Origin of the sequence: Pseudalkalibacillus hwajinpoensis, assembly GCF_039851965.1 — a bacterium.
GTDB lineage: Bacteria > Bacillota > Bacilli > Bacillales > Guptibacillaceae > Guptibacillus > Guptibacillus hwajinpoensis_E.
In genome coordinates this window covers 2344638-2361661 of sequence record NZ_CP156674.1, presented here as the reverse complement: position 1 = coordinate 2361661, position 17024 = coordinate 2344638, and the positions used below count along the sequence as shown (strand labels likewise).

General features: G+C 43.8%; 22 protein-coding genes and 3 pseudogenes. 8 read left to right on the top strand and 17 right to left on the bottom strand.

The features are described from left to right. Positions 1 to 81: 81 nt before the first annotated feature. From ABFG93_RS12415 to fliW, 12 genes and pseudogenes are all read right to left on the bottom strand, one after another. The gene (locus ABFG93_RS12415; protein ID WP_347548344.1) at positions 82 to 513 is read right to left on the bottom strand and encodes a YaaR family protein; all 432 of its coding nucleotides are present in this window, start codon (positions 511 to 513) and stop codon (positions 82 to 84) included. Between the two features lie 6 nt (positions 514 to 519). After that, positions 520 to 666 carry a DUF6115 domain-containing protein gene (locus ABFG93_RS23105; protein ID WP_431522090.1) on the bottom strand — a complete coding sequence of 49 codons (147 nt, stop codon included), beginning with the start codon at positions 664 to 666 and terminating at the stop codon, positions 520 to 522. 345 nt (positions 667 to 1011) lie between these two features. Beyond that, positions 1012 to 1798, bottom strand: a pseudogene (gene motB, locus ABFG93_RS12405) (flagellar motor protein MotB). Continuing rightward, positions 1795 to 2608: pseudogene (gene motA, locus ABFG93_RS12400) on the bottom strand (flagellar motor stator protein MotA). The pseudogenes motB and motA overlap by 4 nt, the downstream one beginning before the upstream one ends. 32 nt (positions 2609 to 2640) lie before the next feature. Further along, positions 2641 to 3012, bottom strand: coding sequence for a flagellar export chaperone FliS (gene fliS, locus ABFG93_RS12395; protein WP_347548342.1), 372 nt, complete (start codon positions 3010 to 3012; stop codon positions 2641 to 2643). A 12-nt stretch (positions 3013 to 3024) separates the two neighbouring features. Further along, a complete protein-coding gene (locus ABFG93_RS12390) occupies positions 3025 to 3408 on the bottom strand; it encodes a hypothetical protein (protein ID WP_347548341.1) in 384 nt (127 codons plus the stop codon). A gap of 58 nt (positions 3409 to 3466) precedes the next feature. Then, entirely contained in the window at positions 3467 to 3904 is a 438-nt protein-coding gene (gene fliD, locus ABFG93_RS12385; protein WP_347548340.1) for a flagellar filament capping protein FliD, read from the bottom strand. Further along, a complete protein-coding gene (gene fliD / locus ABFG93_RS12380) occupies positions 3880 to 4884 on the bottom strand; it encodes a flagellar filament capping protein FliD (RefSeq protein WP_347548339.1) in 1005 nt (334 codons plus the stop codon). Before fliD (ABFG93_RS12380) ends, fliD (ABFG93_RS12385) begins: the two co-directional genes overlap by 25 nt. 695 nt (positions 4885 to 5579) lie before the next feature. Beyond that, positions 5580 to 6422, bottom strand: a pseudogene (locus ABFG93_RS12375) (flagellin). Between the two features lie 165 nt (positions 6423 to 6587). Then, complete coding sequence (locus ABFG93_RS12370) at positions 6588 to 6980, bottom strand: VOC family protein (RefSeq protein ID WP_347548338.1); 393 nt, start codon at positions 6978 to 6980, stop codon at positions 6588 to 6590. 10 nt (positions 6981 to 6990) lie between these two features. After that, on the bottom strand, positions 6991 to 7224 hold the full coding sequence (gene csrA, locus ABFG93_RS12365; protein ID WP_347548337.1) for a carbon storage regulator CsrA: 234 nt from the start codon (positions 7222 to 7224) through the stop codon (positions 6991 to 6993). Next, positions 7225 to 7674, bottom strand: coding sequence for a flagellar assembly protein FliW (gene fliW / locus ABFG93_RS12360; RefSeq protein ID WP_347548336.1), 450 nt, complete (start codon positions 7672 to 7674; stop codon positions 7225 to 7227). Positions 7675 to 7858: 184 nt separating this feature from the next. Here fliW and pxpB point away from each other — a divergent pair, with 184 nt between their 5' ends. From pxpB to ABFG93_RS12345, 3 genes are read left to right on the top strand one after another with little or no spacing between them, the layout of a single operon-like run. After that, on the top strand, positions 7859 to 8584 hold the full coding sequence (gene pxpB, locus ABFG93_RS12355) for a 5-oxoprolinase subunit PxpB (protein ID WP_347548335.1): 726 nt from the start codon (positions 7859 to 7861) through the stop codon (positions 8582 to 8584). Then, positions 8581 to 9348 (top strand): LamB/YcsF family protein, encoded by a 768-nt coding sequence (locus tag ABFG93_RS12350; RefSeq protein ID WP_347548334.1) that lies wholly within the window; start codon positions 8581 to 8583, stop codon positions 9346 to 9348. Before pxpB ends, ABFG93_RS12350 begins: the two co-directional genes overlap by 4 nt. Continuing rightward, positions 9345 to 10268 (top strand): biotin-dependent carboxyltransferase family protein, encoded by a 924-nt coding sequence (locus tag ABFG93_RS12345; RefSeq protein ID WP_347548333.1) that lies wholly within the window; start codon positions 9345 to 9347, stop codon positions 10266 to 10268. The genes ABFG93_RS12350 and ABFG93_RS12345 overlap by 4 nt, the downstream gene beginning before the upstream one ends. Here the strand turns inward: ABFG93_RS12345 and ABFG93_RS12340 are convergent. Continuing rightward, a complete protein-coding gene (locus ABFG93_RS12340) occupies positions 10261 to 10539 on the bottom strand; it encodes a hypothetical protein (protein WP_347548332.1) in 279 nt (92 codons plus the stop codon). The genes ABFG93_RS12345 and ABFG93_RS12340 overlap by 8 nt on opposite strands. 259 nt (positions 10540 to 10798) lie before the next feature. Here ABFG93_RS12340 and ABFG93_RS12335 point away from each other — a divergent pair, with 259 nt between their 5' ends. Then, positions 10799 to 11308, top strand: a complete 510-nt coding sequence (locus ABFG93_RS12335) for a GNAT family N-acetyltransferase (protein WP_347548331.1) — start codon at positions 10799 to 10801, stop codon at positions 11306 to 11308. Positions 11309 to 11344: 36 nt separating this feature from the next. On the opposite strand, the gene ABFG93_RS12330 is transcribed toward ABFG93_RS12335, so the two are convergent. After that, positions 11345 to 11638, bottom strand: coding sequence for a YwdI family protein (locus ABFG93_RS12330; protein ID WP_347548330.1), 294 nt, complete (start codon positions 11636 to 11638; stop codon positions 11345 to 11347). 91 nt (positions 11639 to 11729) lie between these two features. On the opposite strand from ABFG93_RS12330, the gene ABFG93_RS12325 reads away from it, so the two are divergent. After that, on the top strand, positions 11730 to 12278 hold the full coding sequence (locus ABFG93_RS12325; RefSeq protein ID WP_347548329.1) for a beta-class carbonic anhydrase: 549 nt from the start codon (positions 11730 to 11732) through the stop codon (positions 12276 to 12278). A gap of 33 nt (positions 12279 to 12311) precedes the next feature. Here the strand turns inward: ABFG93_RS12325 and ABFG93_RS12320 are convergent, their stop codons facing one another. Continuing rightward, positions 12312 to 12836: a type 1 glutamine amidotransferase domain-containing protein gene (locus ABFG93_RS12320; protein WP_347548328.1), complete on the bottom strand. Its 525-nt coding sequence runs from the start codon at positions 12834 to 12836 to the stop codon at positions 12312 to 12314. A gap of 234 nt (positions 12837 to 13070) precedes the next feature. On the opposite strand from ABFG93_RS12320, the gene ABFG93_RS12315 reads away from it, so the two are divergent. After that, positions 13071 to 13898 (top strand): TerC family protein, encoded by an 828-nt coding sequence (locus ABFG93_RS12315; RefSeq protein WP_347548327.1) that lies wholly within the window; start codon positions 13071 to 13073, stop codon positions 13896 to 13898. A 34-nt stretch (positions 13899 to 13932) separates the two neighbouring features. On the opposite strand, the gene ABFG93_RS12310 is transcribed toward ABFG93_RS12315, so the two are convergent. Beyond that, the gene (locus ABFG93_RS12310) at positions 13933 to 14313 is read right to left on the bottom strand and encodes a DUF1499 domain-containing protein (RefSeq protein WP_347548326.1); all 381 of its coding nucleotides are present in this window, start codon (positions 14311 to 14313) and stop codon (positions 13933 to 13935) included. Between the two features lie 199 nt (positions 14314 to 14512). On the opposite strand from ABFG93_RS12310, the gene ABFG93_RS12305 reads away from it, so the two are divergent. Beyond that, positions 14513 to 14854 carry a general stress protein gene (locus ABFG93_RS12305; RefSeq protein ID WP_347548325.1) on the top strand — a complete coding sequence of 114 codons (342 nt, stop codon included), beginning with the start codon at positions 14513 to 14515 and terminating at the stop codon, positions 14852 to 14854. Between the two features lie 470 nt (positions 14855 to 15324). Next, positions 15325 to 15516 carry a hypothetical protein gene (locus ABFG93_RS12300; RefSeq protein ID WP_347548324.1) on the top strand — a complete coding sequence of 64 codons (192 nt, stop codon included), beginning with the start codon at positions 15325 to 15327 and terminating at the stop codon, positions 15514 to 15516. A 59-nt stretch (positions 15517 to 15575) separates the two neighbouring features. Here ABFG93_RS12300 and fumC read toward each other — a convergent pair whose 3' ends face one another. Further along, complete coding sequence (fumC, locus tag ABFG93_RS12295) at positions 15576 to 16964, bottom strand: class II fumarate hydratase (RefSeq protein WP_347548322.1); 1389 nt, start codon at positions 16962 to 16964, stop codon at positions 15576 to 15578. Positions 16965 to 17024: the final 60 nt, after the last annotated feature.

The following is a 17024-nucleotide window of genomic DNA, read 5'->3' as shown; positions in this document are numbered from 1 at the left end:
TATGTTCTTATTTTAATTATAGAAAAAACTCATGTCCAATCACATGAGTCAATACTTCCTTTTTTCACTGGGTAGATAGAACTAGAGAGAGAGATCGATGAGCATTCCCTTGATCTCACCAACTAACGACAACAGGTTTACGCCAGCCTTCTCTTTCTCAAGGATTTCTTCTTGAAGCTCGACAAGCTTGCTTTCTATCGTTTCAACAAGTTTATACGTTCGACTTCTTCCATAAGCGTCTGTGCTATTCTTCTCTGAAAGCGACAGACCTCCGCTCACGACTTCTTCCAAAAACTGCTTAACCATTCGTTTATAGGCGGTTAAGTTTTGAAAGGTTCGTTCTTTACTGAGTATCTTACCCTGCTCGTCAATCTGTGTTAACAATCGTTGAAGAGCAACACCCTTCAATTCTTTTGAAGCTTCACTCATCACAGATTGAAATCCCTTCTGAATGGTCGCTTTCTGCGTCTCCTTCTTAACAGGTTCAAGTAACGGATTAGCCTGAATTTTCATCGTTGCTCAGGACCTTCCATACATATTCACAATCAGCTCAATTTCACCAGTGCCACAGTTCAGTAGCCTCGCGATGTCAGTGACTGTGAAACCTTGCTGATGAAGCTTGATCGCCTTAGAATTCCGTTCGTTTTTTGCAGAAGGATGCTGGATAACAACGGACTGGATATCAGAATCATGATGCTTCGAAGGCTCACTTTGCTCCAGAACACGCAGTCGGGGTTACGAATTTCAAGCTCTTTGTAACTCTTCTCGTTGTCTTCTAGTAAATTCAATTGCACGATGGCAAAGTGATCTGATGATAGATTTGTAGTTAGTGATTCCATGCTATAGCTCCTTGCAGCAAGCTCTTCCGCTGTTGGTTCTTTCTCATCCTGTGCCATGACCTTTTTTAAATCAATATCCAAAAAAAGGACGGCTACCACAGCGCCTGCTGCTACGATACCAAATGCAGCGAGAAGGATAATCAGTATCCGTTTCATTTCTTCACCTCATGTTCTAGTTTTCAACGTTGTAGGGGAGGATTACCACTTCAACTCTACGGTTCTTCGCCCTGCCCTCTTCAGTGGAGTTGGATTCAATCGGACGATATTCACCGTAGCCTGTAAAGCTAAATAACTTTGGATCAAGGGCACCATTCTTTAATAATTCCGTCATGAAATTCAATGCGCGCTCAGAACTTAAATGCCAGTTCGAAGGATATTGCGATGTTTTAATTGGTCGATTAACCGTATGACCGGTTACCGTAATACACCTGGGCGGATCCGTAACGAGAAGTGAAGAAATTTCTTTACCTAGTTTCTTTGCATCACCCGTTAAAACCGCTTTACCGCTTTGAAAAAGTGCCGCTTCCTTAATCGTTATCAAAAGTCCTTCTTCAGTGAGCTTTGTTTTCAGAAACGAATCCAAATCCTGATCTGCAATGTATTCATCGATTCGCCCCTGTAATTGCTCGAGCTTGTTCAGATCCTGCTTCATGGCTTCTTCTGATTCTACTTCCTCAGTAGGATCTTCCTCATCCGTTACCTCTTTCTCAGGTTCTTCTGTCATCCCAACAAATGAACCATCCTCTCGATCAAGCATAGCAGGCTCACCTTCAAGAATCCCCGTCCCTCCGCTAAGCACTTCTTGAAATGACTGGGTAATCGCTTCATACTTTTTTGCATCAACGGTACTTGCTGCAAACAGAACGATAAATAACGCAAGCAGAAGTGTCAGCATATGGAATCAGCCAGCTTTCATCAACGTGTTCTTCATGCTCCTCATGCCTCTTCTTACGCATCAGCGCCCTACTCCTTCGCCGACTTCCGCATTACTTAATTTCTTCTCATCCTCAAGATTACGTTCTTTACTCGGCAGATAAACGAGTAGCTTACCTTCTACCATGCGGGGTGAAGCGCCTGACTGAACAGCGAGAAGACCTTCGAGCATAATCATTTTAATGCGCGCCTCAGCATTTGATTTACGCTTCAGCTTATTTGCGAATGGATGCCAGAGAACATATCCTGTGAAAATTCCAAACAGCGTCACAATAAATGCAGCTGCAATTGATTTCCCAAGCAGCTCCATGTCGCCAAGGTGACTTAGCGCCGCTACAAGACCAACTACAGCTCCAAGGATGCCGAGAGTTGGTGCATACGTACCAGCCTGTGTAAAAATACCGGCACCCATTTTATGGCGCTCTTTCATTGCTTCAATATCTTCTACCAAAATTTCCTCAATCGCCTCATGGGAATGTCCATCAATCACCATTTGAAAACCGCTTTTCAAAAAGGTATCATCAATCTTTTCAAGACTGTTTTCAAGAGAAAGCAAACCTTCGCGACGAGCCACCGTCGCCCATTCTCGAAACATTGGAATCAGTTCTTTTTCAGTAAGTAACTTTTGATTCGAGAAGATAATTTTAAGAAGTTTAGGAAACTTTTTAATTTCATTAAAAGGAAATGCTATTAGTAAGGCCGCTGCTGTTCCAACAAAAATAATCACGAGGGCAGCGGGGTTTACTAGTGCTGCAGGGTTCGCTCCTTTTAGGATTAAGCCCCCCTACAAGAACGAAGAAGCCAAGCAGGACTCCGAGCACAGATGTTTTTTCCATTGCTTTCACCCTCTTTGTTTATCCAATTTCATTTATTTCGCTTGCTCCATCGCCTGTTTCCACGTATTTCGGAAATCTTCAGCAAGGCCTTCCACTTCCTTTAAAAGGTTACTATCATTCTTGATATTCGCAGAAACAAGCTGTGCAATCATGTATTCATAAAGCGCATCCATGGACGCTGATAGTTCCATTTCCATATTTAATGACGAGCGAAGTTCATATAAGATGTTCTGTGCTTTAATAATGTTCGTGTTCTTCGCTTCCATATTGCTTTTCTCCAATGCCATAGCAGAAAGACGGATAAACTTAATGCAGCCGTTATAAAGCATCAGGGTAAGCTCCTGAGGAGATGACGTCGCAACGGCATTTTGCTGATACGTCAGATATGGGTTGTGCATTGCCATAGAACGTTCCTCCTATTTACGCTGATCAAAGAATGCGCCGTCAGTGTACATTTGTGCTGATGACTTGTACTTATTCGCTGCTGTCTTTCCCTGCTGCAGCCTTCTCATCTGATCAGAGAAGGCTGAATATAGCTCAGACAGTTTCGGCTGAATCATCTCTTCGAGGATATTCAGCTGTTCCAGTAAGCTCTGCTCATCTTCCGTCCAGTTGTTGCTTTCAGAACTCAGCGCATGATCCAGGAGCTTAATCGTTTCTTCCCTCCGGTTGATCATATGATTAATGCCTTCAAGTCGCTCCGGCTCATTGTCATCCATAGACGGCTTCAAGTTAGCATGCGACTTCGCAATTTGATTTGTCACAACATGCAGCTGATTCAATGCGTCATTTCTCTTCATCTCTACATCCCACCAAGTAAGTTTTGTTGTACCCAGGCACCCTGCTGATTCAGTTGATTCATTGCTGTTTCCAACGCAGAAACTCTTTCCAGTAACGATCTTCAACAGTAGCCAGCTTACCTTCCCAGTTTCGCATTTGCTCATCTAGATCTTTCAATCTTGTTGATAGAAAACTACTATCGACTAATGTGCCAGGGGTGCCTGCTTTTTTCCCAAGCTGATCAATTCCTTTATTTACACTGTCATAGAGGCGATCACCGATCCCGTCGGTTCCGCTTGTGAATAGATTCATCACCTGATCAGGCTTTTGCTCGAGTGCGTTCTTTAGCTTCGCTTCATCAATAAACAGCTTTCCACCATCCTGATAGGAACCTGTATTAATGCCAATCTGAGAAAGCATGCTGAGCTCACCTGCTGGAATTCCGCTCACAGGTGACATCCATGCGCTTCGTAAATCACTCACGATGCCTCTCACTGTTGCATCACTCTGCAGCATTCCACTCTTCGCTTTTTCTTCCCACAGCTCGATTTCTTTCTCTGATAAATCTTCCCTCCGGCATCCGTCAGCGGCGGGAAGTCCCTGTTTCGCTTTTCCGAAAGCATTCCCTGCGCCTTATCAATAAACTCGTTGTATTTCTCGACGAAGGACTTGATCATGTCAAAAGGTGCTTCAACATCACTCTGTACGGAAACCGTTGAGGTTCCCTTCTGCACGAGGTCAAGCTTCATATTGTTGATTGTAGTTGAATTGGTTTTAAGATTATCAACAACAATACCGTCGAATGTAACTGAACCGTATGTTCCTTGAGCTGTATTGGCGGCGCCGCCAAGAATGCGATTTTCTACATTCACATCACTGAAACCTGAAAGTGTGAACGACTCATCCCCGCCCATGGCTTTTGAGGAAATAAAGAAACGAGAAGTTGTATCATCAAAGCTCGCTCTCATTCCTAACGTTTCACCTGTTGCATCGTCTACTGCGCCCGCAATTTTTTCAGCAAGGCTTTTAAATGTATCTGTCGCTGTAATTGTGATCGATGCCGTTTTGCCTTTACTATTCGTGAGCTGAAGGGTCGTATCCGCTTCACCTGTTTGAAGAACTTTATCTGTCCCTTTCGCTGCTGTGCCTGCTTCGTTCTGAATCGCTTGTCCAGACGTGAACTTTGCACTCTGAGCTAGCTCATTTACTGTAACGGTATAAGAGCCCGGTACTGATGCTGACGTTGACGTAACACTAACGGCACCAGGGTTTGATGATACTGTTTTATAGGCATTATAGCCAGACTGCAATCGCATCGATGAAGCCGTGCTACTCATATCTGACATCATCGAATTCAATTCACGGTATGATTCCTTTTGCCACTCAAGGGTTTGCTTCTTTTGAGACAATTTATCAAGCGGTATACGCTCCGCTGTCATGAGATCCTTTACCATCTGATCTGTATCCATTCCCGTCGCTAATCCGGAAATCCTCATGAACATCTCCTCCGTTCATTCTCTTATTGATACTATCGGCAGGGTAAGCCGATTGTTTAAGGTGTAAAAAGTCCTAAAAAAAGAACCCTCCACGGAGAGTTCGACCACTTAAATTTTCTGATCCACCATAAAGCCCAGCAGTTCAGCCGTTGCTGCGTATCGGTCGAGAAATTTATTGGATGGGATTTCTTTGGGAATTTCGTCTGTTTTGTTTCACTTAACAGATTCAGTAGTCAATATCAAAACTTCTCAAAGTTTCAGAGCTAGTCTCCCTGTCGTTTAATAATAAAAAAATGGCCTCCAATTGAAGACCATCTTTTCAAGTAAATTAACGAAGAAGTTGTAGTACAGCTTGTGGCTGTTGGTTGGCTTGCTTTGCCACTGCTCCTTTCGGATACAGAATAGACTATATCTTCACCTTTCGTGTTCGAAAGGGCCGGGCACTTCGAATGGCATCTGCCACCCTACGGATTTCATCATCATAGTTTCTGCCTTAGATGGTTTATCCTAGTCGTTGAACCTTCTCCACTCTTTCGAGACAGGAGCTTGGCTGCTGATTATCCAATCCTGATTCTTTTCAACCCATCACGCTCACCGTTTCCAGTCACGTTGTGGGGAATCAAGCTTAAGGAAGTTCCAGCAATTCACCCGGTTATGCTCTTATCCGTTACCAGATAAGACGCCCTTTCAATCAGTTATCTTAGCAGCTGAAGCACTGCAGAAGAACTTTGATTGGCTTGAGCCAACATTGCTTGTGATGCCTGGTTAAGGATGTTGTTCTTAGTAAAGTCCATCATTTCTTTTGCCATATCTACGTCGCGGACACGGGATTCAGCAGCAGTCAAGTTTTCAGAACTTGTGCCAAGGTTATTGATTGTGTGTTCAAAACGATTTTGATATGCCCCGATTTAAGAACGACCAGCACTTACATCTTGAATAGCTGTTTCGATAGCTTGAAGAGAAGTATCAGCGTCACCTGATGTTGCCACAGATAAAGAAGCTAAATCAGTACCTACAATATCATTTAAGTTAATACCTTTTTTAGCAAAATCCATCACCATTGTTTCTGAAGTATTTGCTCCAACCTGTAGCGTAATACTTCCATCACTAGCAGATTCCGAAGAAGCATCAAGTAGGTTTTGTTTATTAAATGCAGTACGGGTATTGATGCTTCCAAGTTCTGATGTAAGTTCATTTAATTCAGTTTGAATCGCATCGCGATCTTCAGTGATGTTAGTATCGTTAGTTGCTTGTACACTAAGTTCTCGCATACGTTGAAGAATAGAATGTGCTTCATTCAAACCACCTTCAGCAGTTTGCAAGAGGCTTATTCCATCTTGAACATTACGGGACGCCTGATCAAGCCCACGAATTTGTGCACGCATTTTTTCAGAAATTGAAAGTCCTGCTGCATCATCTGCTGCGTTATTGATTCTTAGTCCTGAAGAAAGTTTTTCCATGTTCTTAGATGCGTTCAATTGGTTCGCACCCATCTGGTTGTACGTGTTCATTGCTGCTAAGTTGTGATTAATAATCATTCCTAATCTACCTCCGTGTAATGTTTTATCAAGAAAATCTACATCCGTTTGGATTTCCTAACAACACTATTATCGGCAGGAGTTTTGGGATGTTTAATAGTTTTCTGAAAAACAATTAAAAAAGAACCGCATCAAAAAGGTAGCGGTTCATTCTCTAATCAATCATCACCTTAAATGCGCAAAATCTTTTTTCTCATAAAGCCCTGGAAGATAAGCTTCAAGTACATTCCCGTCAGGATCCGTAAATGTAAAATGCGCTTGACCTGCCTCTTCATCAACTTGAATTCCACGCTCTTTAAGTTCATCTTTAAACGTTTCAGCATGCGCCTCAGCAAGATGAAGGACGGGGTATGAGCCGCTATTAGTTGAAGAAAGTTCTTCCCCTTCCTTCAACTCAATCAAACAAATTGTATCATGCCCTTCATTAAACCCGAGAACAACGGTTCCGCCATAGTTCTTTGTCACATGAAGCCCCAACACTTGTTCATACCACTTCACAGCATTTTCAATATCACTAACACGGACATTCACCTGATAAACGCCTTCAAAGAAACTCATCACGAACCTCCTATGATCTTGTCTTCTTCCTGAACTCCTTCAAGTCTTCAAGGCTAAACTCCTGCATGGCGGCAAGCTTATTCTCTGATTGAATCGCTTCATACACTTCTTTGCGGTGGATGGCGATGTTCTTTGGTGCTTCGATGCCAAGCTTTACTGTGTCGCCTTCAATGCTAATGATCTTTAGTTCAATTTCATCGTTAATGACGATCGATTCGCCTTTTTTGCGTCCGAGTACTAGCATTTACTCACTCTCCTCTGCAGTCACTCGCTTCAGCAGAGGTTCTTTGATCCCATATTCCTGTTTCAAGACCAACTGTTTCCCCGTGCGTTGCGCTGTGTTGATAATGAGCGGTGCTTTTAAATTCATAGTTGCATCTTTTAATGAACCCTGAACGGTGAGGATAGCGAGAACGAGCGCCTGTTTTGGGTCCTCGATGTTCAGTTGATTGAGCGTGCTGTCGTCAAGGTTCACTTCGTAATTAGGGTAGAAGGAAAATGGATCTGCGAGGAAGAAGCAGAGGCCGCTTTCTTCGGTTGATTGTAAAAAGTAAAAAGGAGACTCATCTTTGTCATCTGCTGGTAAAAGACAGTATGTCGTAAAGTGCTCGAGACCGGGGATGCCGTTCGCGAATGTCATCAGACGTTCTTCGCTAACATCCATTTCTCCAAAGCGTGCAGTATTTATTTTCATAACGATCTCCTTTGTTGATCAATTTCTACCCTCATTATAAGGCTTTTGCGATCGTTTTCCATGGTGAATTTGTTGTAATTTTGAAACTTCTGTACAATTAGTTTTACAAACGATGCACGCCAGACGAATATGTAATTAACACCTTACGTTTATCCGCGTCAATTTAATGAAAGGAGAACATACTATGACGATCACATTTGATCCGCTCGGTGAAGCGGCAGTGAAGCTTACTTTCAATGAAGAGGTTTCACCAGCACTTAATCGAAAAATTCAAGTCTTCTGCAGGGAGCTTGCATCAAGCAGCAAGCCAGGTATCACCGAATGGGTCCCCGCATACGACTCTGTCACCATTTATTATGAGCCTTGGAATTTTTCCTATGAAGAAATCACTGCGTATCTTAAGGAAGTTGCGAGTCACAACGACAATGAACAGACTAAGCTAAAAAGCATCGTCACAATCCCAACACTATACGGCGGCGACTATGGACCGGATCTTGAGGAGCTTGCCGAGTCGAAAAAAATGAATCCTGAGGATATCATCACACTACATACAAAAGGCGACTACCTCGTTAACATGATTGGCTTCTTACCAGGATTCCCATACCTGAGCGGCCTTGACGAAAGAATTGCGATGCCACGTCTAGAGAATCCGAGACAAACGGTGCCTGCGGGATCGGTCGGCATTGCTGGAAATCAGACAGGCATTTATCCACTTGAGTCCCCTGGCGGATGGAATTTGATCGGGCGGACGCCGCTTCGCCTCTTTGAACCAGAAAAAGAGGAAACTTTTTTATTTCAGCCTGGCGACTATTTGCAGTTTCACTCGGTAAGTGAAGAAGAATTTAGACGGATTCAACGTGAAATTGAGGAAGGTACTTACAAGCTTAAGCGGAAGGAGGAAACGGTATGACGTTTCATATTGATTTAAACAGTGATCTTGGTGAAAGCTTCGGAACGTACGTGATCGGTCAGGATGAACATGTGCTTGAGCTTGTTTCGTCCGCGAATGTAGCGTGCGGATTTCATGCGGGCGATCCACACATTATGAATAAGACGGTGAAATGGGCGAAGGAGCACCACGTTGGGATTGGCGCTCACCCAGGCTTTCCAGACTTAATGGGGTTTGGACGGCGAAACATTAACGTTACGCCAGAAGATGCCTATACGCTCGTTCTGTATCAGATCGGTGCCCTGCACGGGTTCTGCAGCGCCCATGATGTTCGTCTTCAACACGTCAAACCTCACGGGGCGCTATACAACATGGCCTCGAAAGATCCTGAGCTTGCTAATGCCGTTGCGCAGGCTGTGAAAGATTTTGATCCAGAATTGATTCTGTTTGGCCTTGCGAATTCGGAGCTGATCCGCGCGGCGCAGGATGCAGCCCTCCCTTATGCATCAGAGGTATTTGCAGATCGGACGTACCAGCCGGACGGCACGTTAACACCACGTGTTGAGAAAAATGCGATGATCCGCGATGAACAAGTGGCGATCAATCAGGTCGTTTCGATGGTAACAAAGGGAAAAGTAACCGCAGTCGACGGTTCAATCATTGAAATTGAAGCGGATACGGTTTGTGTTCACGGTGATGAGCCTTCTGCGCTTTCGTTTATTAAGGCGCTTCGTAAACGTTTTATGGAAGAGGACATTGAAATAGAAAGGGTCGGAAATCGGTGAAGTTATTTTCTGTTGAAAAACCAGGATTATATACGACGTATCAGGATTTAGGAAGGACAGGCTATATGAAGTTTGGGGTACCTTCATCAGGGGCGATGGACCGCTTTGCTTTTGAAGTAGGGAACATTCTTGTCGGTAATCCGCGCGGAGCTGCAGCGCTTGAAGTAACGATGCAGGGACCTGAACTGATTGCTGAGGAAACGTTTGTGATTGCCGTTACAGGCGGGAATTTAACACCAATGATTAATGGCAAGCGGATCCCGCTTTGGAAATCCGTCGTGGTTAAAAAAGGTCAGGTGCTTGAATTCGGCGCTCCTCAGAACGGAGTTCGCGCTTACCTTACTGTTTCTGGTGGATTTGATGCTAAGGTATATATGGGAAGCCGTTCCGTTTATGAGCCAGCAGGACTGGGGCGAAAGCTGCAGTCAGGTGATGAGCTTTTTGGTGATCCAGAGAAACGAAAAGCAGGAACCGGGCTATTTTACACCGAGATTCCTGATTATGATCGAGATATTGAAGTAAGGGTTGTGAAAGGTCCGCACAATAAGCAAATTTCTGATGACGTTGTGGAAGCTTTTTTCGCTACCACCCATGAAGTGTCACCTCAATCGAATCGGATGGGGTATCGCCTCAGTTCAAACCTTGAAACGAGCCATGACGGAAATGTGATTTCAGACGCAGTTCCAATCGGCGGGATTCAGCTCCCAGGGAACGGACAGCCGATCATCTTACTCGCTGATCGTCAGACAACAGGCGGGTACACACGGATCGCAACGGCCATTGGACCTGATTTACCACTAATTGCTCAGCTTCCTCCGGGTGGTACGATTCGTTTTAAAGAAGTGAGCATTGAAGATGCACAGTTCGCAGCGATTCAGCAAGAACGAAAGCTTAGGATCTGGAACCGTCTTTCTATTTAATGTGCAGGTAGCTGTGGAGTTCGTCTTTAACGACCTCTTCCTGGTCCTGCTCTGCCATTTGCAGGCGGTAATGGTCTCCCTCAACCTCCGCCTGGAAGTTGTAGAAGCCTTTATTGTTAAGATAATCACTTAGATCTTCAATTTTTTCACAATGAGAGAACAAAATTTTACTGCCCACATAATCATCGTTCACATAAACGTTGTAGGTATCATGTGCATTTTTTATGGAATCAGCTTCTGCTGGATAAAAAATCGGGAATTGTTCCGGCATTCTGTCTCCCTCCTTTCTTTAGGGATTAATATCAATTTGTCCCCTCCTAGCAATTAATATGTTGGAAAATCATTCTTACATGCTGGAATGTTTCATTCCAAAATGCCTTTTCTAACTGTGAATTGGATCACTGTTCAGTAGGAACGCGGTAATTTCCATTTTTCCAATAATTGAGATGAGTCATCTTTTTATCGTTTTAGCACATTTGTTGCTTTTTATTTTCATTTTTGAAAAAATAATAGGAAAAGGAGGTGGACGAATGCTAGAAGTGCGAGAAGAGAAAAATGACGAAGAAGCAATTTCGATCATTTTACGAAAAGCGTTTGAAGGAGAAAAAGAAGTAGCGTTAGTGAAGCGGATTAGAGAATCGGATTTCTTTATTCCTGAGCTTTCACTTGTCGCCATTCAAAATCGAAGCACACCTATAGGCTATCTCCTTTTTAGCGAAATACAAATCAAGACGAGCAGCGGCATAGTGCCGTCCCTCGCACTTGCACCGCTCGCCGTAATGCCAGAGTGGCAGCGTGAAGGTGTCGGTGGTATGCTGATTAAGGACGGACTAATGAGGGCAACTTCCCTGGGCTATCGCCACGTCGTTGTTCTCGGTCATAAGGACTATTATTCTAGATTCGGATTTGTACCTGCATCTGATAAAGAAATCACAGGACCGTTCGATGCAGGAGACGCGTTTATGTTTAGAGAACTTAAGAAAGATGCCCTAAAAGAGATTCAAGGGGAAGTTGTTTATCCGAAAACATTCGGAATATAAATTGCATTAGAAAAAGCCGCGATTAAGCGGCCTTTATTAGAAATCAAAGATGGAATCCTCGTTCGCGTCGTCTTCTTTTAACGGTTTGGAAGAGATCTGCTGTACTGGAGCTGGAGCGGCAACTCCCTGCTGCTTCGCAAGCGGCTTTATTTGCGACTTTGGCGCGCGTGTTTCAGACGCCTGCAGCAGCATGTCGCAATACGTTTTGATTGCAATCAATTCTTCGCGGATTCCGTTTACATCTGCATCGTTTTCTTCAACGTTATAAGTAAGCTGTTTCATCCTGGCATTCATTTGCTGAACCAGCTGGTCAATCGGTATATCTCTCATAACAAACTCCTTTAATTGAGGGATCTTTAACATTAGTGTACCAAATCACATTGGAAATGAAAAAAATTATTAAAAGTAAGGAGATTAAACAATGAATACACTTAACGAGGTTTTAAAGTATAACGAACAGTTTGTTGAAAATAAAGGCTATGAGCCCTACGAAACAACAGGGCTTCCTGATAAAAGAGTTGTGATTTTATCATGTATGGATACGCGTCTTGTTGAGCTTCTTCCGCGTGCGATGAACTTAAAAAATGGCGATGTGAAAATTGTTAAAAATGCTGGAGCTGTTGTGAGTCACCCGTTCGGAAGTATTATGCGCAGCATTCTTGTTGCGGTCTATGAGCTTCAGGCAGAAGAAGTTTGGGTGATTGGGCACCATGATTGTGGAATGGGAAAGGTCAATCCTAACGAACTTCTACATAAGATGGAAGAGAGCGTTACTAAGGAAGTCGTTTCTTCGATGAAGCATGTTGGGATTGATCTTCACTCATGGCTGAAAGGATTTACAACCGTTCAGGATGGGGTACGCGATAGCGTTTCAATGATCGAGAACCATCCGCTTCTTCCGAAGAATCTGCCAGTCCATGGCCTCGTTATTGACCCGGCAACAGGGAAATTAGACCGCGTCACGGAATAAAAAAACTCACTCCTATTGGAGTGAGCATTTAACCTATTGATTCGCTAATAAATCTGCGAAAGCTTTGCCGTATGGTGGAAGATCCGGTGGGCGACGTGCTGATACAAGGTGTCCGTCTACAACGACAGGCTCGTCAATCCATGTTGCCCCGGCATTTTCCATGTCATCTCGGATTCCTGGTGTGCTCGTTACTTTCTTTCCTTCAAGCACTTTTGCTGAAATGAGCACCCATCCGGCATGACAGATTTGGCCGATTGGCTTTTTGTTTTCTTCCATATGCTGCACCATCTTTAATACTTCAGGGAACCTGCGGATTTTATCAGGCGCCCATCCTCCTGGTACAAGAATAGCGTCATATTCTGAAGGATCAATATCTTCGTACGCGTAGTCGGAAACGACCGGTACACCATACTTCCCAATGTATTTCTCATCTGCTTTTTCACCAACGTAATGAACGGTTGCCCCTTCTTCAATCAAACGGTAATAAGGATATGTTAGCTCAAGGTCTTCAAATTCATGATGAACAAGACTAATCACTTTTTTATTCGATAATCGCATGATTCCACCTCCATACTCTACGATATACCATTTTTATGTGATTTCAAAACAAACGGGCTATGGTTTCTAATAAGCAGAAAAGGGTAATTAACAAAAATGGCAGATAAACCATTTCCTGCAGGGTAACTTGAAGCCTAAACACTAGAAGTGCTCCGCAGGCTTTTGTTAAACCTTGCCAAGGTAAGGTTTTTTCTAATGGGGAAGACTACATAACAAGGTAAAGGAGAGATAAAAATGGATATTGGTCTTTTGCTAGAGTATGGGTGGGTGCTCCTTGTCTTAATTGGTCTCGAGGGTGTGCTCGCTGCAGATAACGCTCTCGTCATGGCCATTATGGTAAAGCATCTCGACCCAGAAAAGCGTAAGAAAGCTCTGTTCTATGGACTTGGAGGCGCATTTGTCTTTCGCATTGGCTCCCTCTTTATCATCTCTTTTCTCGTTGATATCTGGCAGGTGCAGGCGATCGGTGCCATCTACCTCCTGTTCCTCAGTTTGAATCATATTGTTAAGAAATATTTCCTTAGCGGTCGAAAGAAAGAAAAGAACGAAAAGAAAAAAGCGAGTGAGGGTTCAGGTTTCTGGATGACCGTACTGAAAGTGGAGCTTGCGGATATTGCGTTCGCAGTTGATTCCATCCTGGCTGCCGTTGCACTAGCATTGACCCTGCCTAACACAGATCTTCCGAATGTAGGAAGTATGGACGGTGCACAATTCGGTGTCGTTCTAGCCGGTGGTATCATCGGACTAATCATTATGCGTTTTGCTGCTAACTATTTTGTTAAACTGCTGCACCGTAAACCCGGACTGGAAACAGCTGCGTTTATGATTGTCGGCTGGGTCGGTGTGAAGCTTGCTGTTTATACGCTTGCCCACCCGAGTCTTGGCATTCTCGCCGAAACATTCCCAAAAGAGCCTGCCTGGAAAATTACGTTCTGGGTTGTTCTCGTTGCAATTGCAATCGGAGGCTGGTTCCTTTCCTCTGAAAGGGATGAGAACGATCGTGAGGATGAGAATGAAGATACACTTGAAGAGGAAAATAAGGAAGCAAATGAATATTCATGATAGAAAAACAGGTGCCAGATCAGGCACCTGTTTCTTATTTTTGAAAATATTCTTCTTTGATTTCGTTCATCCGCTTTCTGTTTACACCCATGTCGGAATATCCTGTCCGTGAAGCAGAGCGAAAGTGGATGTGTTCAGCTGCTGAATCAATATAGAACTCAATGTCGTCCACAAACTTGAACAGCTTTGACGTTTCTTCCGCTCTTATGTAATGGGGATCGGATTCAATGATTTTTGTTCGCTTCCGGTTGGTTAGAATGGATTTTAGTTTCATAAGAACCTCATCAGAAGTACCACTATATGGAATCGGATCCATTCCGTGCTTCTCACCTGTACTCTGACTTGAAACGCAGTTTGGTTTATTTGGACACGGCGCAAGCTTTCCCTGTTTTACACCCAGTTGATCTGAACTCATTTGAATCGCCCTCCTGAATTGGTCATTCTTTTCACCTATACCCCTTTAAAGGATCCTTTGAACTCATTATGCCTCAAATCCAGCCATTCACACAGCACATCAATGTGCTAATTCCTCGTTTAGAATTCGCCCGCAGCGTGAATAGTACTTGTGAGACGATAAAATAACACGAACCAATTCTTTGAAGGAGGCACTATTTATGAGTAGACCAGTAGTACGCGAATATCAGAACGATGAAAAACTGAAAAGTGACATTGAGGAACTAAGCAACATCGGAGTTTCAAAAGACGATATTTACGTGCTTTCCCACGACGATGACCGCACAGAACGCGTCGCAGACGGCGTTGATGCGAATACAATCGGTAAGAAGGAAATGGGTCTAAGCAGCCTTAAGAATGTATTCAGCAAAAAAGGCGACGAACTGCGCAGCAAAATGCAGGAAATCGGCTTCTCAAAAGAAGAATCAGAACGCTATGAAGATGAAATGGATAAAGGGAAGATCTTCTTATTTGTAACGGATACTGATAAAGTGATAAAGTGACAAAGTGGAAGTAAGGAAATAAATGCAGTTGAAAGAAATAATAGTGAAAGCCGCTGATCAAATTGATCAGCGGCTTTGCTGTTGTTGTTGTTTTTAAATAGGGGGACAGGCACGTGCCTGTCCCCCATCCCTTTAAAGCACTGTACTACTATTAAACGCTACTGTTCGATTGCAACCGTAAGTTCAGGCATCTTTACTAGCCAGCCTTATAAACCTTCATCCTTCATCATCTCTTTCACTGATATGCCAACAAGCTCTTGCTCTTTGAATCCCTCTTCTGGTTGCCATTTCAGCAGTTCACTCACACTCCTCACCTCACAAGAGCTTTCACATATACAAACGTTTCTCTTCTTCCATTTCCGTCAAAAATAAAAAAATAATAAATGGGGGTCAGAGAGGGGTCTGACCCCACACACCACCGCATATATTTGTAAGGCAATAAAAATATTTCTTTCAAAGGGAGTGCTGATATGTTGGATCGAACATTGCTTTTCGTAGCCGCTATGATTGCTGGGTTCGCTTTGCTTCGTTTGTCTGAGGCTGATTCATTCCTTGATAGTCTCAATCCTGTCTTCGAAGTTGTTGGCTTTCTAGCAGTGCTGCTATTTGCTCTTGTCTTGATCTACAAAGGCATCATGGCTATCTTACCTCGGAAAGCGTAAGCGCTTTCCACTCCTGAAAGAAACGAAAAGCGGGATCTCAGCGACCCCGCTTTTTCATATTATTCTTTTGGTGCGATCATGTCTTCCGGACGGACAATATCATCGAACTGCTCCGCTGTTAATAATCCACTTTCAAGAGCAGATTCGCGAAGCGTCGTGCCATCCTCATGTGCCTTCTTCGCAATTTTCGCCGCATTTTCATAGCCAATATGCGGGTTAAGTGCTGTTACAAGCATCAACGAGTTCTTCAGATAATCCTGAATCACTTCTTCGTTGGGTTCAATTCCGACCGCACAGTTGTCATTAAATGACTTCATGCCATCTGCAAGTAAATTAGAAGACTGCAGGAAGTTGTAAATGATAACCGGCTTAAAGACGTTCAACTCAAAGTTCCCCTGACTTGCTGAGAAACCAATCGTTGCGTCGTTACCCATAACCTGCGCCGCTACCATCGTGAGTGCCTCACTCTGCGTTGGATTCACTTTCCCTGGCATGATCGAGCTTCCTGGCTCATTAGCCGGAATGTTAAGCTCACCAATGCCACAGCGTGGTCCGCTCGCAAGCCAGCGTACGTCGTTTGCAATTTTCATAAGATCAGCCGCAAGTGCTTTCAACGCTCCGTGCACGTGCACAACCTCATCGTGACTTGTGAGCGCATGGAATTTATTTTCCGCTGACGCAAATGTCTTATTTGTCATGTTGCTTATTTCTTCTGCTACCATGTCACCGAATTTAGGATGTGCGTTCAAACCAGTACCAACTGCTGTCCCACCGATGGCAAGCTCCTTCATGTATTTCACGCTCTCAAGAAGCATGTTTTCACATTTCACGAGCATACGGTGCCATCCGCTGATTTCCTGGCCAAGTGTAAGTGGCGTAGCATCCTGCAGATGCGTACGGCCAATTTTGATAATATGGTCATAATCCTGCATTTTTTGATAAAGTGTTTCTTTCAGTTCAATTAACGCTGGATACAGGTGGTCTTCAACTGAAAGCACAGCTGCCACGTGCAGTGCTGTCGGGAATGTATCGTTTGATGACTGTGACTTGTTCACATCATCGTTCGGATGGATGCGTGCATCACTACCCTGTTCTTTTAAAAGTTCATTCGCCCGATAAGCGATTACTTCGTTCATATTCATGTTTGATTGCGTACCGCTTCCGGTTTGCCAGACAACGAGAGGAAAATGTTCATTGTGCTCGCCGCTTATCACTTCATCCGCTGCTTTTACAATCGCTTCTGCCTTCTCATCTTCAAGCTTTCCAAGACGCTGGTTCGCAAGCGCTGCGCTTTTCTTCAGAATCGCGAAAGCCTTCACAACCTCCAGCGGCATATGTTCGTTACCAATTTTAAAATTCTGCTTGCTTCGCTGTGTTTGAGCACCCCACATTTTATCTGCTGGTACCTTGATTTCACCAATTGTGTCTCGTTCAATACGATAATCCATTGTGATCCTCCTTCTGAATAAAAGCTAACAGGTTTCACTTCGATAAAAAGCCGTGAAGTC

What these genes read in the sequence shown, in the direction of transcription:
- ABFG93_RS12325 (WP_347548329.1), top strand. Translation starts at nt 11,730, where the DNA reads ATGAATACACTTAACGAGGTTTTAAAGTATAACGAACAGTTTGTTGAA.
- ABFG93_RS12415 (WP_347548344.1), bottom strand. Translation starts at nt 513, where the DNA reads ATGAAAATTCAGGCTAATCCGTTACTTGAACCTGTTAAGAAGGAGACG.
- fliD (WP_347548340.1), bottom strand. Translation starts at nt 3,904, where the DNA reads ATGCTGCAGAGTGATGCAACAGTGAGAGGCATCGTGAGTGATTTACGA.
- pxpB (WP_347548335.1), top strand. Translation starts at nt 7,859, where the DNA reads ATGACGATCACATTTGATCCGCTCGGTGAAGCGGCAGTGAAGCTTACT.
- ABFG93_RS12305 (WP_347548325.1), top strand. Translation starts at nt 14,513, where the DNA reads ATGAGTAGACCAGTAGTACGCGAATATCAGAACGATGAAAAACTGAAA.
- ABFG93_RS12330 (WP_347548330.1), bottom strand. Translation starts at nt 11,638, where the DNA reads ATGAGAGATATACCGATTGACCAGCTGGTTCAGCAAATGAATGCCAGG.
- ABFG93_RS12310 (WP_347548326.1), bottom strand. Translation starts at nt 14,313, where the DNA reads ATGAGTTCAGATCAACTGGGTGTAAAACAGGGAAAGCTTGCGCCGTGT.
- csrA (WP_347548337.1), bottom strand. Translation starts at nt 7,224, where the DNA reads ATGCTAGTACTCGGACGCAAAAAAGGCGAATCGATCGTCATTAACGAT.
- ABFG93_RS12320 (WP_347548328.1), bottom strand. Translation starts at nt 12,836, where the DNA reads ATGCGATTATCGAATAAAAAAGTGATTAGTCTTGTTCATCATGAATTT.
- fliW (WP_347548336.1), bottom strand. Translation starts at nt 7,674, where the DNA reads ATGAAAATAAATACTGCACGCTTTGGAGAAATGGATGTTAGCGAAGAA.
- ABFG93_RS12370 (WP_347548338.1), bottom strand. Translation starts at nt 6,980, where the DNA reads ATGAGTTTCTTTGAAGGCGTTTATCAGGTGAATGTCCGTGTTAGTGAT.
- ABFG93_RS12350 (WP_347548334.1), top strand. Translation starts at nt 8,581, where the DNA reads ATGACGTTTCATATTGATTTAAACAGTGATCTTGGTGAAAGCTTCGGA.
- fliD (WP_347548339.1), bottom strand. Translation starts at nt 4,884, where the DNA reads ATGAGGATTTCCGGATTAGCGACGGGAATGGATACAGATCAGATGGTA.
- fumC (WP_347548322.1), bottom strand. Translation starts at nt 16,964, where the DNA reads ATGGATTATCGTATTGAACGAGACACAATTGGTGAAATCAAGGTACCA.
- ABFG93_RS12315 (WP_347548327.1), top strand. Translation starts at nt 13,071, where the DNA reads ATGGATATTGGTCTTTTGCTAGAGTATGGGTGGGTGCTCCTTGTCTTA.
- ABFG93_RS12340 (WP_347548332.1), bottom strand. Translation starts at nt 10,539, where the DNA reads ATGCCGGAACAATTCCCGATTTTTTATCCAGCAGAAGCTGATTCCATA.
- ABFG93_RS12335 (WP_347548331.1), top strand. Translation starts at nt 10,799, where the DNA reads ATGCTAGAAGTGCGAGAAGAGAAAAATGACGAAGAAGCAATTTCGATC.
- ABFG93_RS12300 (WP_347548324.1), top strand. Translation starts at nt 15,325, where the DNA reads ATGTTGGATCGAACATTGCTTTTCGTAGCCGCTATGATTGCTGGGTTC.
- fliS (WP_347548342.1), bottom strand. Translation starts at nt 3,012, where the DNA reads ATGGCAATGCACAACCCATATCTGACGTATCAGCAAAATGCCGTTGCG.
- ABFG93_RS12390 (WP_347548341.1), bottom strand. Translation starts at nt 3,408, where the DNA reads ATGAAGAGAAATGACGCATTGAATCAGCTGCATGTTGTGACAAATCAA.